This is a genomic window from Limnohabitans sp. JirII-29, from assembly GCF_003063395.1.
Taxonomy (GTDB): Bacteria; Pseudomonadota; Gammaproteobacteria; order Burkholderiales; family Burkholderiaceae_C; genus Limnohabitans.
In genome coordinates this window covers 34547-52467 of the sequence record NZ_NESB01000005.1, presented here as the reverse complement: position 1 = coordinate 52467, position 17921 = coordinate 34547, and the positions used below count along the sequence as shown (strand labels likewise).

At 60.6% G+C, this 17921-nt stretch carries 18 protein-coding genes; 3 read left to right on the top strand and 15 right to left on the bottom strand.

The window, feature by feature from the left end; genetic code table 11:
• Positions 1 to 36 precede the first annotated feature (36 nt).
• The 5 genes from B9Z39_RS09490 to B9Z39_RS17155 all read right to left on the bottom strand — a co-directional run bounded on the left by B9Z39_RS09490 (position 37) and on the right by B9Z39_RS17155 (position 4219).
• Complete coding sequence (locus tag B9Z39_RS09490; protein ID WP_108301669.1) at positions 37 to 792, bottom strand: phosphoadenylyl-sulfate reductase; 756 nt, start codon at positions 790 to 792, stop codon at positions 37 to 39.
• Positions 793 to 838: 46 nt separating this feature from the next.
• Complete coding sequence (locus B9Z39_RS09485) at positions 839 to 1213, bottom strand: DUF934 domain-containing protein (RefSeq protein WP_108301543.1); 375 nt, start codon at positions 1211 to 1213, stop codon at positions 839 to 841.
• Positions 1214 to 1230: 17 nt separating this feature from the next.
• Positions 1231 to 3021, bottom strand: coding sequence for a nitrite/sulfite reductase (locus B9Z39_RS09480; RefSeq protein ID WP_108301542.1), 1791 nt, complete (start codon positions 3019 to 3021; stop codon positions 1231 to 1233).
• A 9-nt stretch (positions 3022 to 3030) separates the two neighbouring features.
• Positions 3031 to 3822, bottom strand: coding sequence for a sulfite exporter TauE/SafE family protein (locus B9Z39_RS09475; protein ID WP_108301541.1), 792 nt, complete (start codon positions 3820 to 3822; stop codon positions 3031 to 3033).
• Between the two features lie 88 nt (positions 3823 to 3910).
• Positions 3911 to 4219, bottom strand: a complete 309-nt coding sequence (locus B9Z39_RS17155; RefSeq protein WP_304481859.1) for a ring-opening amidohydrolase — start codon at positions 4217 to 4219, stop codon at positions 3911 to 3913.
• On the opposite strand from B9Z39_RS17155, the gene B9Z39_RS09465 reads away from it, so the two are divergent.
• A complete protein-coding gene (locus B9Z39_RS09465; protein ID WP_146183311.1) occupies positions 4178 to 4420 on the top strand; it encodes a type II toxin-antitoxin system Phd/YefM family antitoxin in 243 nt (80 codons plus the stop codon). The two genes, B9Z39_RS17155 and B9Z39_RS09465, sit on opposite strands and share 42 nt — an antisense overlap.
• Positions 4421 to 4447: 27 nt before the next feature.
• On the opposite strand, the gene B9Z39_RS09460 is transcribed toward B9Z39_RS09465, so the two are convergent.
• Positions 4448 to 5440, bottom strand: a complete 993-nt coding sequence (locus B9Z39_RS09460; protein WP_108301538.1) for a tripartite tricarboxylate transporter substrate binding protein — start codon at positions 5438 to 5440, stop codon at positions 4448 to 4450.
• Between the two features lie 137 nt (positions 5441 to 5577).
• On the opposite strand from B9Z39_RS09460, the gene B9Z39_RS09455 reads away from it, so the two are divergent.
• On the top strand, positions 5578 to 6720 hold the full coding sequence (locus tag B9Z39_RS09455; protein ID WP_108301537.1) for an FAD-dependent monooxygenase: 1143 nt from the start codon (positions 5578 to 5580) through the stop codon (positions 6718 to 6720).
• A gap of 49 nt (positions 6721 to 6769) precedes the next feature.
• A complete protein-coding gene (locus B9Z39_RS09450; RefSeq protein WP_108301536.1) occupies positions 6770 to 8395 on the top strand; it encodes a (2,3-dihydroxybenzoyl)adenylate synthase in 1626 nt (541 codons plus the stop codon).
• A gap of 50 nt (positions 8396 to 8445) precedes the next feature.
• On the opposite strand, the gene B9Z39_RS09445 is transcribed toward B9Z39_RS09450, so the two are convergent.
• The 9 genes from B9Z39_RS09445 to B9Z39_RS09405 all read right to left on the bottom strand — a co-directional run bounded on the left by B9Z39_RS09445 (position 8446) and on the right by B9Z39_RS09405 (position 17908).
• Positions 8446 to 9381: a fumarylacetoacetate hydrolase family protein gene (locus tag B9Z39_RS09445; protein ID WP_108301535.1), complete on the bottom strand. Its 936-nt coding sequence runs from the start codon at positions 9379 to 9381 to the stop codon at positions 8446 to 8448.
• A gap of 23 nt (positions 9382 to 9404) precedes the next feature.
• A complete protein-coding gene (locus tag B9Z39_RS09440; RefSeq protein WP_100144559.1) occupies positions 9405 to 9869 on the bottom strand; it encodes a VOC family protein in 465 nt (154 codons plus the stop codon).
• Positions 9870 to 9873: 4 nt separating this feature from the next.
• Positions 9874 to 11088 carry an amino acid ABC transporter substrate-binding protein gene (locus B9Z39_RS09435; RefSeq protein ID WP_108301534.1) on the bottom strand — a complete coding sequence of 405 codons (1215 nt, stop codon included), beginning with the start codon at positions 11086 to 11088 and terminating at the stop codon, positions 9874 to 9876.
• Positions 11089 to 11124: 36 nt separating this feature from the next.
• The gene (locus tag B9Z39_RS09430; protein ID WP_233202468.1) at positions 11125 to 11640 is read right to left on the bottom strand and encodes a VOC family protein; all 516 of its coding nucleotides are present in this window, start codon (positions 11638 to 11640) and stop codon (positions 11125 to 11127) included.
• Between the two features lie 21 nt (positions 11641 to 11661).
• A complete protein-coding gene (locus tag B9Z39_RS09425; RefSeq protein ID WP_100144563.1) occupies positions 11662 to 12702 on the bottom strand; it encodes a CDP-6-deoxy-delta-3,4-glucoseen reductase in 1041 nt (346 codons plus the stop codon).
• A 107-nt stretch (positions 12703 to 12809) separates the two neighbouring features.
• Positions 12810 to 13352 (bottom strand): chromate resistance protein ChrB domain-containing protein, encoded by a 543-nt coding sequence (locus B9Z39_RS09420; RefSeq protein ID WP_108301533.1) that lies wholly within the window; start codon positions 13350 to 13352, stop codon positions 12810 to 12812.
• Between the two features lie 134 nt (positions 13353 to 13486).
• The gene (locus B9Z39_RS09415; protein WP_108301532.1) at positions 13487 to 14809 is read right to left on the bottom strand and encodes a leucine-rich repeat-containing protein kinase family protein; all 1323 of its coding nucleotides are present in this window, start codon (positions 14807 to 14809) and stop codon (positions 13487 to 13489) included.
• 2 nt (positions 14810 to 14811) lie between these two features.
• Entirely contained in the window at positions 14812 to 16188 is a 1377-nt protein-coding gene (gene chrA, locus B9Z39_RS09410) for a chromate efflux transporter (protein ID WP_108301531.1), read from the bottom strand.
• A gap of 34 nt (positions 16189 to 16222) precedes the next feature.
• Entirely contained in the window at positions 16223 to 17908 is a 1686-nt protein-coding gene (locus B9Z39_RS09405; RefSeq protein WP_158269480.1) for an FAD-dependent oxidoreductase, read from the bottom strand.
• Positions 17909 to 17921: the final 13 nt, after the last annotated feature.

Here is a 17921-nt window from a genome sequence, read left to right as displayed (position 1 = left end):
GTGAATCTTGTTCGGTGTGCTTCAGTGGTGTGTGGGTTAAGACTTCACATGCAAGCCACACTCTTTGGCAGCCTCGTCCTCCCACCACCAACGACCGGCGCGGAAGTCTTCGCCCATGGCGATGGCGCGGGTGCAGGGTGCGCAGCCAATGCTGGGGTAAAACTGGTCGTGCAGCGGGTTGTAGTCCACCCCTTGGGTGGCGATGTAGTGCCACACGTCGCCCCAAGTCCACTGGGCCAAGGGGTTGAATTTGCTCAAGCCTTTGCTCGCTACTTCGCTGTCATCGCGCAGAGGCACGTCGGCGCGTGCATTGGACTGCTCTTTGCGCAAGCCCGTGATCCAGGCGCGTTGGCCTTGCAGGGCGCGTGCCAAGGGTTCCATCTTGCGAATGCCGCAGCAGGCTTTGCGCAGCTCGATGCTTTGGTACATCGCGTCTTGGCCGTGCGTGCGCACAAAGGTCATGACCGATTCGTGCGCAGGCTTGTACACATGGACAGGCGCATGTGAGTTGGCTTCGGTGCGTTCCAGCAAGGCCAAAGTTTCGGTGTGCAGTGCGCCGGTTTGCAGCACAAAGATGGGAATGTCGAGGCGCAGGCTGTTGATGAGGTGGGTGATGACCACGTCCTCAGCCCCCAAGCTGGAGGCTTGGGTGACAGGCGAAAACTCAGCAGCGGCGGTTTTCAGCAAGGCCTGTGTTTCAGCCAGTTTGGCAGCGAAGTCGTCGCTGGCGCGGGCGTTCACCTCGGTCGCTTTGGCAGCGCCGTGTGAAGAAAGAAGAGAGGAAGTGCTCATGGGGATGCGCGGGCTCAGTGGGGTGCGGGGGTGTTGTGGGTGTGCATCAAGCGGCGTCAGAAAAATGCGGCGCGGCATGCACCGCATCGCCTTGGTAGAAGCCTTTGTAGTGGCCCAGCAAGCGTTGGCCGTGTGCCGCGTCTTGGTCGGCACGCAGCACGGCGCTGGAAAAACCACTGCGTTGCATTTGCAGCAGTTGGTCAATCAGCACGTCGCCGTGGGCGCGAATATCACCCTTGTAACCACGGCGGCGCAGCACAAACGCCTGGCTGAAGGCGCGGCCATCGGTGAACTTGGGAAAGTTCAGGTCAATGCGTGTCACGCCCTCAAGGGCTACGTTGTGCGCGTCGGCATCGTTGGCCAACGCGAGGCCCGCCGTCTCGTCGGCATGGGCAGTAGAAGTAATGAGTTGCAGGGTCATGGGGTGTGCTCAACAGATCAGGCAGTGGCGCGCGCGGTGGCGTGACGGGCCGCATTGGCGGCGTGTTTGAAGGCATCAAAGCCCACGCGTTGCAGCGCATCGGTGAAGGTTTCGCCCGCTGTGCGTTGGTCTTTGTAGACCTCCAGCACGGCTTCAATCACGTCCACCACCTCGTCGGCCGCAAACGAGGGGCCAACCACCTTGCCGGCTTTGGCTGCACCGCTGAGGGTGGAGCCATCCGAGCCGCCCAAGGTGACTTGGTACCACTCTTGACCATCTTTGTCGACGCCCAAGATGCCAATGTGGCCGCTGTGGTGGTGACCGCAGGAGTTGATGCACCCGCTGATGTGCAGGTCAATCTCTCCCAGGTCAAACAACTCGTCGAGGTCTTGGTAACGCGCGGTGATGGCGGCTGCAATGGGCAGTGAACGGGCGTTGGCCAAGGCGCAGTAGTCGCCACCGGGGCAGGCAATCATGTCGCTGAGCAAATGGATGTTCGGGCGGGCAAAACCCGCCTTGCGCGCTTCGCGCCACAACTCGGGCAGTTGGTCGCAACCGACCCAGGGCAGCAGCAGGTTTTGGTCGTGCGTGACGCGCACTTCACCGGCGCTGTATTTGTCGGCCAAGTCTGCGGCCAGCTTGAGTTGGTCTGCCGTAGCGTCGCCAGGGGCTTGGCCCAAGCGCTTGAACGACAGGGTCACGGCGCGCATGTCCGGGTTTTTGTGGGCGGCCACATTGCGCTCGATCCAGCGACCAAATTCCACATCGTCTTCGGCGGCTGCTTTCAAAATGCGGGCAATGCGCGCTTCGGCGTCCGAGGCACTGCACTGTGTCAACACCGGTGCGACAAAGCAGGCGCTGACGCGGTCCAACTCGGCTTGGGGAATGGTGTGGTGCGCGCCGTTGGCCAAGATGCGCTGGTACTCGGCCTCCACCTCGTCAAAGTAACGCTGGCCTTCGGCTTTGACCAAAATTTTGATGCGGGCTTTGTAGATGTTGTCGCGACGGCCCCAGCCGTTGTAGACACGCACCACGGCTTCGAGGTAGTTGATGATTTGGTCCCAGGGTAAGAAGGCACGAATTTCGGTGCCAATCACCGGCGTGCGGCCCATGCCGCCACCCACGAACACCTGAAAACCCACCTCGCCTTGGGCGTTGCGCAGCACGCGCAGGCCAATGTCGTGCCAAGCAATGGCAGCACGGTCCTCAACGGCCCCCGTGATGGCGATCTTGAACTTGCGTGGCAGGTAGGCGAACTCGGGGTGCAAGGTGCTCCATTGGCGCAGCACTTCGGCGTAAGGGCGTGGGTCCACCGCTTCGTCCACCGCAATGCCGGCGCGCTCGTCGCTGGTGATGTTGCGAATGCAGTTGCCGCTGGTTTGAATGCCGTGCAGGTTGACGCTGGCCAAGAGCTCCATCACATCGGCACTTTTCTCCAGCGGAATCCAGTTGAACTGCACGTTCTGGCGGGTGGTGAAGTGGGCGTAGTGCGTGGTCAGCCTCGGGGCGGGAATGTGCCCAATCTTGTCTTGCGTGGCTTGTGCCTGAGCCAGCAGTTCAGGCGAGGGGGCGTCATAGTCGCGGGCGATGGTGGCCAGCACGCGCAACTGGGCGCTGTTGAGTTCACCGTATGGCACGGCCACGCGCAGCATGGGCGCGTAGCGCTGGATGTACCAGCCGTTTTGCAAACGCAGCGGGCGAAACTCGTCGTCGCCCAAGGTGCCGGCCAGGTTGCGGGTGAGTTGGTCGCGGTACTGCGCAGCGCGTGCTTGAACAAACTCTCGGTCAAATTCGGTGTATTGGTACATCTTGAAAAATCAGGCTAAAACCAGTTTGCTGCCGGCCCAGGCCAGCAACACAGAAAGAATCGAACGGATCACGCGCTCGGGTGTTTTGTGCACCAGACGCGAACCGACCCAAATGCCGGGCAAAGAACCCGCCAGCAAAAGCGACAGCATCGACCAGTCCACAGACCCCAATGAGGCGTGGCCCAAGCCTGCCATCAAGGTCAAAGGCACGGCGTAGGCAATGTCTGCCGCGATGATGCGCGACAGGGGCAGTTGGGGATACAGGATCATCAACACCGTCACGCCAATGGCCCCAGCCCCCACCGAGGTGAGCGTGACCAAGGTGCCAATCACCGCACCAAACAACACGGGCAAGGCCCAGTGACGTGGCAGGGTGGCTTCAGACAAATTGAGTTCGGTAACGCTGGCGGGTGCCTTCTTGCCGCGAATGGCTTTGTAGAGCATGGCGCAGGCGGTCAACAGCAGCGCGACGCCGAGTGTAAAGGTCATCACATGTTGCACCGCTGGGTCAGACGGCCCCACGGTGTGTAACACCCACAAGGTCAAGCCCGACGCCGGCAAGCTGCCCGCGCACAGCGACAACACCACACGCCAAGGTACCAAGCGCTGACGCGCCATGCTGAGTGTGCCGCCCGCCTTGGTGAAGGCGGCAAACAGCAAGTCGGTGCCCACGGCCAGGTAAGGCTTGACGCCAAAGAAAAAGATCAGCAACGGCGTCATCAGCGAGCCGCCGCCCACCCCCGTCAAACCGACGATCACACCGACAAAAAAGCCAGCAAACACAAAGCCAAAATCTTGCATGGCCGGGACTGTAATCGCCCCTTAGGTCAAATCAAACGATTTGTTTGTTGGGCATATATGCTTATGCGGCATAAGGCGCTAAGCCGCCTCAGATCGGTGTGCGCTGGTAAATCACACACACCGGCCCTCTGCCCGCAGGCCCTTGGTGTTCTGCACCGCCTGATACGTAAAGTGCGGTTTGCCCCACAAGACTGGCCAATACGCCCCCGACGGCGGCCCGCGCATGGCGGGTGGCGTTGATGTCGGAGTCGTCGTGCATGGTGTGGCGCGTGCCGCGAATTTTGCCGCTGGGTGCAGCTTCGGCTTTGGCCAGTAGGTTGACCAGTTGCGTGGGTTCGGCTGAAGGCGATTCACCATGCCCATTCAGTCTGTTGGCTCCTACGAAGCAAAAACTCACCTCGCTCGGTTGCTCCGCGAGGTGCAAGCCGGCAAGGTCTTTGAGATTTCTGTTCGCGGTCAGGTTGTCGCTCGTCTCGCGTCAGCCGCTGTGGATGGTCACGATGAAGCGGCGGCAACCAAGATGCGTGAATTCATGCACGCGCAACAGGCCAGTGATGCGGGTGCCGGATTGGACTTGAGAGAGCTGCGCAAAAACTGACCTGTTGCCACGTCGATTGCTTGATCCTCAAAGCTTCACGCCCGCCCCTTTGACCGCCGGTGCCAAGGTCTCCACCTGATCCCGCACATAGGCGGTGAAGCTGGCTGTGGAGCTTGGGGTGAGGGTGATACCCAAATCGAGCATGCGTTTTTTGATGTCTGCTTGCGTCATGATTTCGTTGCAGGCGTCGTGGATGCGTGCCACCACGTCGGTGGGCATTTTGGCGGGGCCAGACACGCCAAAGAAGTTGTCCAGCACGAGCTTGCGGTAGTTGCCCAACTCGGTGATGCTGGGCACATCGGGCACGAGCGCAGAGCGTTTGGCCGAGGTCACGGCCAGAGGCACCAACTGCCCGGTTTTGAAGTACGGCACATAGGCGGTCAACACATCCATGCCCACCGGGATGACGCCCGAAATCAAATCGGTGGTCATGGGTGCACCACCACGGTAAGGCACGTGCACCATGTTGAGGCCCAACTCTTTCTTCATCAACTCGCCGTAGATGTGGCCAATGGATGCTGGCCCGCCAGAACCAAAGTCGAGTCGGCCTTCTTTGCGAGCGAAAGCTTGCAAGTCATTGATGCTGCGGATGCCCGATGCCGGGTTGGCCATCACCACGCAAGGTGCCGCACCAATCGAGGCGATGTGGGTGAAAGCTTCCACCGGGTCATAGGGTTGTTTTTCCAACGCGAATGGCCCAATGGAAATGGGTGTGGAGTTGGAGAGCATCAGCACATAGCTATCAGCGGGAGACTGCGCCACATAGCTGCCACCCACGCTGCCTCCGGCGCCAGGGCGGTTGTCCACCACCACGGGCTGACCTAATTTGATGCTCAGTTGTTCAGCCATCACGCGCGCCACGATGTCGCTGGCACCTCCCGGTGGAAAGGTCACCACCAACTTGATGGGTTTGTCGGGCCAGGCCGCATGTGCCGGCAGGGCCAAAACGGCCACGCTGGCAGTCAGTGCATGCAAGGCGTTGCGGCGTGTGATGCCAGCAGATGAACGGTGCGTGGACATAGGAACCTTTCAACGTGCACAGCACGTGGTTTTTGACAAGACACAACGGGGACTTCAACAGGGGTTTACATAGCAAAGAGTGTGCCGTAAAGCACCAACTTCTGGGTTAATCTTGATCATGCAAAGGAAACGTCACGATGAAGATCAGAATTTTGGGCGCAGGGCCTGCCGGTTTGTATTTCGCTGCCCTGATGAGGCAACTCGACCCGACGCACGACATTGAAATTTTTGAACGCAACCCGCGTGACGCCACCTGGGGTTTTGGCGTGGTGTTCTCAGACCGCGCACTGGATTTTTTACGCGCCGACGACGATGCGCTGTACCAATACCTCACACCGCACCTGGAGAACTGGCCTGACATCACGGTGGTGCACAACGACACCACCATTCCGATTGCAGGCAACGGCTTTGCCTCGATCGGTCGCCTGGAGCTGTTGACCCTGCTGTTTGACTACGTGGAGAAGTTGGGTGTCACCATCCATTTCGAGACCGACATCACCAGCCTGGCGCAACTCGGCGAGGCCGATTTGGTGGTGGGGGCCAACGGCGCATTCTCTTGGTTGCGCGCGGAAAACGAAGACAAGTTTGAAACCACCACCGATTGGCGGCCCAACAAATTCATTTGGTACGGCACGACCCAGCCCTTCAACAGCCTGACCCTGACGTTTCGCGAAACCGAGCATGGCGTGTTCTGTGCGCACCATTACCGCTACCGTCCTGACATGAGCACCTTCTTGGTGGAGGTCACGCACGACACCTGGGAGCGTGCGGGCTTTGCCGACATGAGCCCTGAAGACACCATCAAGCTGTGTGAGCAGGTGTTTGCCAAAGACTTGAAGCAGCACCCCATCATCAGCAACCACTCGCATTGGCGTAACTTTCCGGCTATCTGGAATGAACACTGGAGTTTTGACAACGTGGTCTTGATCGGCGACGCGCTGCGCACGGCGCATTTCTCGATTGGCTCGGGCACCCGTTTGGCGATGGAAGACGCGGTGTCTTTGTACAAAGCCTTCAAAGAGCTGGGCACCGATGTGCCCGCCGCCTTGGCGCGTTTTCAGGAAACACGTTTGCCCCCGATGAAAAAGATTTGGGACGCCGCCAACGTGAGCATCCGCTGGTACGAAGAGATGGACCAGTTGGTGCCCGCGCTCACCCCCGTGGAGTTTGCCTACAGCTACATGACGCGCACCGGTCGCGTCAGCCACGCCGAGATGCTGCGTCGCGACCCTGCATTGGCCAAAGCCTACGAGGCCTTGCATCCCGAGGTGGCCTCATAAAGCACACAGCCACATCACTCACAGACAGCACACAACAAAGAGGCAACGCATGGATGGATTCATTGGATGGCCGCTGGAACTTTCCCAGCGCTACAAACAACAAGGTGTGTGGGAAGGGCTGACCATTTCAGAGATGGTTGAGCGAAGCGCCCGCCAGCGGCCCGACCAAGTGGCCGTGACCCAGGCGGGACAAACGCTCACCTACGCCCAGCTGATTGACCGCTCCAAGCGTTTGGCGGTGGGCTTGCACCGTGCCGGCTTGCAAGCACAAGACCGCGTGGTCATGCAGTTGCCCAACTCGATCGAGTTTGTGGTGACCTACTTGGCCTTGAATTGGATCGGTGCCATTCCTGTGATGGCCTTGCGCGCCCACCGACATGCCGAGGTGCGCCACTTCATCCGCGCCTCCGGTGCCGTGGCCTACATCGTGCCTGCCGTGGTGGGGAACTTTGACTTTCGAACCATGGCGCAAGACGTAGCGCCAGAGTTTGGTGGCTTGAAGCATGTGTGGGTAGCAGGCGAGCCCTTGCCTGGGCAAGCTGCCTTGATGTCGCACTTGGCGCAAGACCTGTCGGCTGCCGAGGTGGACCAGGTGTTGCAAGGTTTGCGGCCCGATCCAGACCAAGTGGCCACCATGTTGTTGTCGGGTGGCACGACGTCGATGTCCAAACTGATTCCGCGCACCCACAACGACTATGTGCTCAACGCCAAGTTGTGTGGCGCGGCCACGGCCTTCAACGAAGACACACGTTTCATGGCCATCTTGCCCTTGGCGCACAACTACAACCTGGCGTCGCCAGGCATCTTGGCCACCTTTTATTACGGCGGCACGGTGGTGTTGTCGGAGGGCACCAGCAGCGAAGAAATTTTCCAACTCATCCAAGACTGGCGCGTCACCGTGGTGGCGGCTGTGGTGCCCTTGATCATCAATTGGCTGAACTCAGACCTGTACCAACAGTACGACCTGTCTTCTTTGCGCGTGGTGCAAAACGGCGGTGCGCGTTTGCCTACTGAGTTGCGCATTCGCTTGCGCGAGCGTTTGCACTGCATCCCGCAAGAAATTTATGGCACCGCCGAGGGGCTGATCAACATGACGCGCTTGGACGACAGCGAGGACATGTTGCTCAACAGCTCGGGTGCGCCGGTGTCGGAGCTGGACGAGATCCGGGTGGTCGATGACGACGGCCACGACGTGGCCGATGGGGTGCCCGGCGAGCTGGTCACGCGCGGCCCCTACACCATTCGCGGCTACTACAGGGCCCCTGAGAAAAACGCCGAAGCCTTCATGGAGGGTGGCTGGTACCGCATGGGTGACATCGTGCGTCGCGAGGGGCGCTATGTGTTCACCGAAGGGCGACGCAAAGACCTCATCAACCGAGGCGGCGAGAAGATCAGCTGCGACGAAGTGGAGAACTTGATCTTGACCCACCCCAAAGTCAAATCGGTCGCCTTGGTGGCCATGCCCGACCCCGTGTTCGGCGAAAAAGCCTGCGCCTGTGTCGTGACCAAGACTGGGCAAAGCCTGAGCTTTGAAGAGCTGGTGGCGCATTTGAAGACGCTGCAAATTGCCTCGTTCAAACTGCCCGAGCGCTTGGTGGTGATGGCGGCTTTTCCGGTCAGCCCGGTCGGGAAAATTCTCAAACGTGAGCTGCGCGATCACGTGGCGGCGCTCTGACAAACAAGCCACGGTGTTGACGCCGTGGCTTGCTTGTCAGCGAGGTGCGCTCAAGCCATGCTGTGCGTCAACTCGCCAATCTCTTCAATCCACAGCTTCACCACGTCCCCTGGTTTGAGGAACAGCTGACGGCCCATGCCCACGCCTGCGGGGGTACCGGTGAGGATCAGATCGCCGGGGTAGAGCGTCACGCGTTCGGACAGTGCGGCGATTTGTTCTGCCGTGTCAAAGATGAGTTTGCTGGTGTTGGAGTCTTGCATCAGCACATCGTTGACCCACAGCTTGAGGCCCAGGTTGTGTGGGTTTTTGATTTGCTCGCTGGGCACGATCCACGGTCCCACGGGGCAGGCGCCGTCAAAACATTTCTGGCCAATCCAATCGATGTGAAAGGGCGAGGTGGGTGGGTTTTTGGCGCGCTTCATCATGTCGCGCGCCGACAAGTCGTCGGCAATGGTGTAGCCCGCCACATACGACAGGGCCTTTTCCACCGACACGTTCTTGGCCACTTTGCCGATCACGGCGACCAACTCAATTTCCCAGTCCATGGCTTTGGAGTAGGGCGGAATTTTGACTTTGGCGCCGGGTCCCACGATGGAGGCGCGTGTGCTCTTCATGAAGTGCCAGGGTTTTTCGCCCAGCTCTTTCATGTTGGGGCCGGGGGGCTGGTTCATCACCCGCGCCATCTCTTGCATGTGGTCGGTGTAGTTGGCGCCTGCGCAATACATGTCGCCAGGGTAGAGCACCGAAGAGAGCAGTTTGGTTTTTTTCAGCGGTGTGCCTGCGATGCGGCTCTTGCCCGTGCTGATCTTTCGCTCGAATTCGGCCAAAGCTTTTTTGGCTTGTGCCCAATGGGCCAACACACCCATGACGGTGGCATAGGCCGGCGTGGCGGTGACTTTTTGCACGTCGTAGACGGTGTCGCCCACCAGCACGCCAGCGCGGGCTTGCTTGTTGATTTGGTAGCTCAGGAGTTTGTAGGTAGACATAAATCGTGATGAGAAAAAAAGGGTCAGTCGTGCGAGTCGGCGCTGTCGGTGGCGATCACGTCGTCACCGAACTTGTCGCCGCCATGGAAGAAGTGGTTGATGGTGCGTTCTTCGTGTTGAATTTCCCACCAGTTGCAGTCGAGGTCTTGCATGTAAAAGCCGTAGGCTCCGTGGCGTTCGCGCACACTTTGAATTTTGCGAATGCCGTAGGTTTCTTGAGACGCCACCGCCGCAGCGTGGGCCGCATCCACCTCTTCACGTGTGGCCACGTTCAGCCCCCAGTGCGTGAGTACGTGTTGGTTGGGCACGTTCTCGCCAATGCACACGCACACGATGTACATGCCCGAGTTCAGGCGCACCATCATGGCGGGCTTGGCGTGGCGCACCACCTCAACGCCTAAAAACTCTTCGTAGAACTTGCGGGTGTTGGCCAAGTTGCGGCACAGCAAGGTGCCGTGCGACAGCAGCAAAGGATGAACGACGGCCATACGTTCAGGGTGCCATCAGCTTGGTGCCGGGCGCGGCGTATTCACGCGGCCACACCACTTGCCATTTGCCGTTTTGCACTTGCTTGACGCGGTACAAGTCGGTGCCCTTCATGAAGTTGTTGGTGCCGTCCCAACGCACTTTGCCAATCACGGTGTCGACTTGGTTTTTCTTGAGCCAAGCAGCCAATGTTTTGTCGTCCAGGCTCTTGGTGGCATTGACGGCGGCGTCCAGCGCTTGCCAGGTGGCATAAGCCACAGCGGCAATCAACTCCACCGAGCTGTCGGGCAGGTTGGCTTTGGCAGCACGTTCGTTGAACTGTTTGACAAACTCAGCCGCAACCGGGTTGCTGGTGAAGGGCGCGTGTTCTTCAAACACGGTCAGAGCCAACACGCCTTTGCCGTCGGGCGACTTGAGCATGGGGCCTGAGGCCGGAAAGGCAATGAAGAACTGTGGGGGCACATAGTCGATCTTCTTCATGGCGTCGAGCAGCAAGTTGCCGTCCAAGCCCACGCCGCCGACCCACACCATGTCGGGCTTGGCTTCTTTCACACGGGCGGCAATGGCGCCAAAGTCGCGGTTGCCAAACTCCCACTCCAGGTAGGTGGCTTCGGTCATGCCACGTTTTTTCAGCACCTCGCGGGCCCCTTGGGTCACGAAGTGCACCGAGGGAAATTTGCTGGTGAGCATGGCCACGGTTTTAGGCGGCTTGTTGCCTGAGCCCACGGCGTCGAACACCAAATTGGGCCAAACGCTTTCAATCTCATACGACTGACCGCCGACCGAAAACAACATGTCGTACTTGGCCAATGCAGGCAAGCCAAAGGTGTTGTGCAGCAAGAGCTTGTTGTAGCGCTGCGCCACGCCCATGGCCGACAAGATCGAGCCGGTGGCGTAAGGGCCGACGATCAGGTCGACTTTTTCCGTGGTGATGAGTTGTTCGTACAGGGTGCGCGTGACATCAGGCTTGGACTGGTCGTCTTTGAGTACCCACTCCACCGGGCGACCGAGCCAGCCACCGCGTTTGTTGAGTTGCTCGATGTAGATGTCACCGGCGATTTTTTGCATCACTGCGGTGGCGCTCAACGGACCGGTCAAGGCCAGTGTGCTGCCCACGCGAATGGGCGCGGTGTTGGGGGCTTGCGCGTGTGCGCCAGCGGCTATCAATGTCGCAGCTCCGAGCAAAAAAGCCCTGAGCCATTGTTGAATCTGAATTGCCATGTGCTTGTCTCCAAAAAGGTGAGGGGTCTGCTGCGCTTATGTTTTGAGTTCTTGCAGGTTGGCGGCGTCGCCTTCTTCGTCCATGGTGAAGCGGTCGCCAAAGTCAAAGAAGTCGTCGTGTTGAAAGCCGTTGGCGTAGTGCTGAATCTCCCACCAGTTGTGGTCGAGGTCTTCCAGATAGAAGGAGTACACGCCATGCATTTCTTGCTGTGGCAGCACTTGGCGAATGCCGTATTTCTCTTTGTGCTCGATGGCCTTGGCATGGGCTTGGTCCACTTCTTCGCGGGTGAGCACATCCACGCCCCAGTGGTTGAGCAAGCTGCACGGGTGAATTTGGTCGCCGACTTCCACGCAGACGATGTGAAAGCGCATGCCGCCACGAATCACCATCGCAGGCTTGCCGTGACGCACACACTCCAGTCCTAAAAACTCTTCGTAAAAACGTCGTGATGCTTTGAGGCTGTAACACTCCAGCGTGCCGTGGCTCATGCAATAGGGCTTGATCACAGAGTTGTGCTGGGGCATGCCAACGGTACAGTTTTCGGGCAGCATGGGAGGTCTCCTTGTGGTGAATTAAGACGCCGCTTTGGCGCCATCGGCTTGGCTTAAAAATGAGTCGGCAAAGAAGGCGTCTTCGGACAAGTGCGCCAACGCTACAAAGTCACGCCTGGCAGACTCCACCATGATGGGTGCACCGCAGGCATAGACCTGGTGTTGACTCAAGTCGGCAAAGTCTTGCAGCACCGCTTGGTGCACCAGGCCCGTTCGACCCTGCCACTGGTCGTCGGGTGTGGCGTCACTCAACACCGGAATGAATTCGATGTGGGCGTGCTCTTGGGCCCACGCTTGCGCTTGTTCCAGCGCATACAAATCGGCCTTGCGGCGTCCGCCCCAATACAGGTGAATGGGCCGAGTCAGGCCAAGGCCGAGGCTGTAGAGCAGCAGCGATTGAATGGGGGCAAAGCCCGTGCCCGAGGCCAACAAAATCATCGGGGCCGCGCTGTCTTCGCGCAGGTAAAACGAGCCCAAGGGCATTTCAATCTTCCAGATCTCGCGCGGCTTGAGGGGCCCAAACACATGGTCGGTGAAGACACCGCCTGGCATGTGGCGCAAGTGCAGTTCCAGCTGACGCACGCCTTCGGCTTTTGGCGGGTTGGCGATGGAGTAACTGCGACGCAGACCGTCTGGGCGCAGCACGTCGATGAATTGGCCGGCGCGAAACTGCATGGGTTCGTTGGCCGGCAGTCCCAAGGTGATGATGCGCACATCGTCGGCCACTTGCTTGACGTCGAGCACCCGCGCGGGCAGTTGTTGGGGTTTGAGGTGACGGTCGGGGTCAATTTCTTCGACCTCCACCACCACATCACTCAAGGGTTTGGCACAGCACAGCAAGGCGAAGCCCTGTTCGCGTTCGGCGTCAGAGAGGTATTTGACGTGGGCGCCGCCAAAGTCCACCTGGCCTGAGGTGACCTTGCCTTTGCAGGTGCGGCACATGCCTGAGCGACAACTGAAGGGCATGCGCAAGCCGGCGGCTAGGCCTGCTTTGAGAATTTCTTGTTCTGAATCGCAATCAAACCGACTACCGCTAGGCTGCAAGGTGACAGAGAAAACCATGGAGGAACAACCACTTTTCAAGAGATCAATAACGCTTGTAAGTGTTGTTCACAAAGTGGGCGAGTCGAGCCTAGGACATACCCGTGACCTTCAAGTCGCAGGCGCGACTACGACGACTCTTGCAACACTTGCCTCAAAAAGCGTGTGGGCAAGGTGGGCCCCAGACCTTGGTAGCCCGGCATCTCCAAGTTGTTCTGGCTGACCAGCGCGTGTGCACGCAAATTGGCGTAGAGCGCGTCGTAGATGGGAAAGCTGGCTTGCAAAATCGTGTCATCTGCTTCGTGCAGCAGCATCATGCCTTCCGAGATGGCCAGCAGCCCGGCGGCAATTTGTCCCCAACGGTCATCGGACTCTACTTTGGCGTGGTGCAGCACCTGTGCCACGCCCGAGTGGATGACGCGTGCGATGTTGTGCAACGAGGGGTCATCGAGCGCGTACTTGCGGATGATTTTTTCGAAGGTGGTGCCGTGTTCGTCGTGCGCGCCCAATTCCACCCCGGGCACTCCAAATGGAATGGCGTCGCTGGGTCGCGTGTCTTCTTGCCCCCACGGCACAAACACGAAGTGCGCTTGGGGGTCGACAAAGCGTTGAATCAACCAGGGCGACGCCACGCGGTCGAGGTGGACGAAATCACGGGTGACCCATTTCATAACTGTCCTTGATGCTGAAACTCTAGGACCGCCATTCTGGCGGCACTTGTGGGCTTGCGCGTGGATGCCCGCCTAGGACATACCCGAGAGGTGCACGTCCACCTCGCCATGCGCTGGGTGCGTCTACACGCGGCTCAACCCAGGCAAGCTATCAAGCCTTCTTCGATGGCAGGCCACGAGGGCCGTTGGCGCATGTCGTGTTGAAGGCAACTGTCGACCAGCTGTTGCAGCGCTGTGGCCCGCTGGGGTTGTGCCGCCAGTGCGTCACAACGCGCCACCAACTCTTGCAGCAAGCATCCAAACGCACGCACCTCGATGCGCGTCAAGGCGTGTGCGTGGTCTGTGTCTTGCGGGTCAAACAGCGAGGCTGCGCCAAAGTCGCCCAGCAAGACCTCACCTTGGCCGTTGTGCAACAGGTTGTGGGCGTACAAGTCGCCATGCAAGATGCCACGCGCGTGCAAGTGTTGGGCGGCACGTGTGACTCCGAGCGCCAGTTGCAACATGGCAGCCACCGAGAAGCGTGTGTCACGCGCATACACATCGCGGGTGCAGGAGTCCAAGCTGGGTGGCCCCGCCAGGGTGATGAACGACGAGTCGATCAGCGGCATCACCAAGCCTTGGGTGTGCTCGGGGTGACCTTCAATTTGGCCCATGGCCGCAATCAGGTGCGGGTGCGCGCCGGCATGCAAACAGGCCGCCATTTCGCAGGCGGGCAAACCGTCGCTGGTGAGGTCGCCTTTGAAGAGTTTGACCGCCACCGCTTGCGTGCCCCTGTCGGTCTGCCAGTTGGCTTGGTAGATCACGCCTGAGGCACCTTGACCCAACACCTGCGCCAACCGCAAGGCCGTCCATGGGACGCGACGCAAGCTGTGTGTTGGCTGAGCCGCAGCTTCGTGTGCAGCGCTCAAGGGGTTGCCGCCATAGGCCAGCCAGCTCAAAGCGGGCAGCGCCAGCAGCCACGCCGGCAAGGACGTGAGTTGGTTGGCCGACATGCGCAACAACTCCAGTCGGGTGCAGGCTTGCAGTGCAGGCAGGGCACGCAAGCGGTTGCCTGCCAGCATGAGCTTTTGCAGCTGTGTGCATTGGCCCAAAGCGTCGGGCAGTGTCTCGATCTGGTTGTCGGTCAAGATCAACCAGCGCAGCAGTGGGGGCAGCGACTCAGCGGGCACGTGTTGGATTTGGTTGGCCTTGAAGCCCACCATGGTCAACGCCGTGCAACGGCCCAGCACGCGGGGCAACTCGGTGAAGCGGTTGTCCGAGCAAAAAATCACCCGCAGCCGGTGCAAGCGTGGCAAGTCGTCTGGCAAGCGGCTGAGCTGATTACCCGACAAGTCCAGAATTTCCAGCGAGTCGGCCAGTGCGTAAATCTCTTGGGGGAACTCGCGCAGATCGGCGCGCAATTGCAAGCGCGTGATGCCCGCCAATTCCCCTGCGCGAAGCTGCGCCAGCGTGTGCATGGTCAGAGTGGCAAGGTGGTGATGGCCAAGCCAATCAAGGCACTCACGCCAATGACTTGCATCACGCTGCGCTTGTACTTGAACAAGGCCACCGCAGCGCCCACGGCCAGCACAGCAGAGCGCCAGTCAAAGTGTGCGTTCAGTGCCTCTTGCCAAGAGTGGCCCAGGCCTTCAGGCCACAGCAGGTGGTAGCCAAAGAAGAGCGCAAGATTCAAGATGACGCCCACCACCGCCGCCGTGATGGCGGTGAGAGGTGCCGTGAACTTCAAGTCGTTGTGGGTGCTCTCCACCAAAGGGCCACCGGCCAAGATGAAGATGAACGACGGCAAAAAAGTGAACCACGTCACCAAACACGCCGCCAGCGCACCGGCCATGAACAAGCTCTCAGGCCCCAGCAGCGCTTTGGCGTAGCCGCCCACAAAGGCCACAAACGCCACCACCATGATCAGCGGTCCTGGCGTGGTTTCGCCCAAGGCCAGCCCATCCATCATTTGCGTCGGCGTGACCCAGCCAAACTCACCCACTGCGCCTTGGTAGACATAGGGCAACACGGCATAAGCGCCGCCAAACGTCAGCAGCGCGGCCTTGGTGAAAAACCAACCCATCTGCGTCAAGCCGTGGTTCCAACCGAACACCGCACACAGCACGCCCATGGGCAGCGCCCACAACAGCGCACCGGCCAGCAGCACCTGAGCCAGCCCCTGCCAACTGAAGCGTGCATGGTCGGGCGTGGGCGTGTGGTCGTCGATCAGCGCGGGGCCATACGAGGCCTTAGCCGCACCGTGCCCACCGCCCACCTGAAAGTGCGCTGGCGACACACGGCCCCCGAGGTAGCCGATACAAGCCGCCGCGCCCACGATGAGCGGGAAGGGCACATCCAGGGCAAAGATGGCCACAAAAGAGGCGGCTGCAATGGCCCACAACCACGCGTTTTTCAGCGCCCGTGATCCGATGCGGTGGGCCGCTTGCACCACGATGGCGGTGACGGCGGGCTTGATGCCGTAAAACAACCCGGCCACCAGCGGCAAGTCGCCATACGCCATGTAAATCCAAGACAGGGCGATCAGCAACACCAGCGAAGGCAGCACAAACAAAGCACCGGCCACTACACCGCCCCAGCGATTGTGCATCAGCCAGCCGATGTAGGTCACCAGCTGTTGCGCCTCGGGTCCGGGCAACACCATGCAGTAGTTCAGGGCGTGCAAAAAGCGCCGCTCCGAGATCCAGCGGCGCTGCTCCACCAGCTCTTGGTGCATGATGGAAATTTGCCCCGCAGGTCCGCCAAAGCTGATGAACCCGAGCTTGAGCCAAAACCAAAAAGCTTGCGCCAGGCTCACGGGTTCGGGTGCGGTGTCGGGGGTGGGCGTCGTGTGTGTCATGAGTGGCTTGTGATGTGACAAGTGAGGGGTGATGTTAGGCGTGTGTGGCGCTGCGGTGCTTGAACCGGTTGGCGTCGAGCGCTTGCGCCAGCTGCGCTTCCAGCGGCAAGGGCTCTCCATGCCAGCGTGCAGCCAACAACTCGCCGCACAACAAGGCCAAGGTCAGCCCACGCGAGCCCATGGCCGCGTTGACCCACAGACCCTCGCTGGCGTGGGCCACAGGGCCTACCACCGGCAGTCGGTCGGGCACGCTGCAACGCACCCCCGCCCAGCCACGCACACCGTTGGCAAACACCGGGCCCAAGGCTTGGGCGGTGTCGGGCAGCAGGGCCTGTAGGCGTGCCAAGTTGTCGGCATGGTCGGCGGGCAAGACCACGGGCTGGTCGTTCACCCGGTCAAAGCTGGAGCCCGCAAACCAAGCAGGGCCCAGCTCGGTGGGCACGCTGTGCACAAAGCTGCCATTGCCGTTGACGGGTGTGGCTGGCCAAATGTCTGCCAGCTCAACGCTTGGCTGTTGTGGCTGGGCTTGACTGGCGCTTGTGCTTCTGCTCGTGCCCGCTGTTGGCACTGGCGCTGTCACTTCCGCCATCAGCCCCCAAGAAATTTGCCCACGCAAGGGTCGAATGGGCAGGGTGTTGGCCTCATGTGTGGCGTCGCCTGAACAGTCGTTTGTGGCACCCGCTGTGACGCCCGCTGTGACGCTGGCCAAAAGCGCTGCGCTGCCCGGCCCACAGGCCACCACCACCCTTGCCGACTGGGCCAGCACCTGGTCGTCTTGCAGCACCTGCCAGGCCGTACCTTGGGCGGTGTCCACCGCGCGCAGGGCATCGGCGTTGGCCTGACCCTGCCAGCGGATGTTGGGGTGTTGCAGCAGCGCATGCACCAAGCGGGCTGGGCGCAACCAAGCGCCCTTGGCGTGCCACAGCGCATTGGGTGGCGCGGGGGGCGATGCCGCACAGGTCCAGGCCTGTCCTGCATCCGCCAGTGCCTGTGACCAGCTCTGGGGTGCACCACCTTTTCGGGTTTTGCCGGGCAAGCGGCGCTCTTGCACGCCCGTTGCGGCCCAGTCCACGCCTGCTTGCAGCAGGGTGTGCATGGCGTGCTGCATGGTGCGCACACCCGCGCGCGAGAGGCGTGAGATCAGACTGTCGTCAGGCGAGGTGTGCGGTGCCACCAAGCCCACTGGCAAGCCCGAAGCGCCTGCGGCAGGGGCCTCACCCGCGTCGAGCACCGTCACCTGCCAGCCACGCTCAGCCAGTGCGCGCGCTGTGCCCGCTCCGGCCATGCCCGAGCCCAGCACGGTGACCGTGCGCTCGCCCACGGGCGGCAGCGCCGTGCTGGGGGTGCAGGGGCCGGTGGGGTGACGCGCCAGCAGGTCGGCGTAGTCGGCGGGGGAGCCCACACACAGGGTGAGCAGCACCTGCCCACCAACCTGCCCATCACTCAGACGCAAGCGGTGCATACCGGGCAACAAACCCCAGCATTGCGCAACCAGTTGATCGATCAGCGCCGCATGGACGGGCTGGGCGCTGGCGACGTTTTGCAGATCTTGGGGCGTTGGGGCGGTGGCCGCGATGGCCAACACATGCAACAGCGCAGGGCGTTCAGGGTCGGCCAACCACTGCGCCCAAGCGCTCAAGAACGCAGGCAGGTCGAGCGTGGTTTGTGCGATGCACCAGATGCTGTGCCCGTGCCAGGCGTGTGCTGGCGGCTTGGGCATGGGCATCACCTCA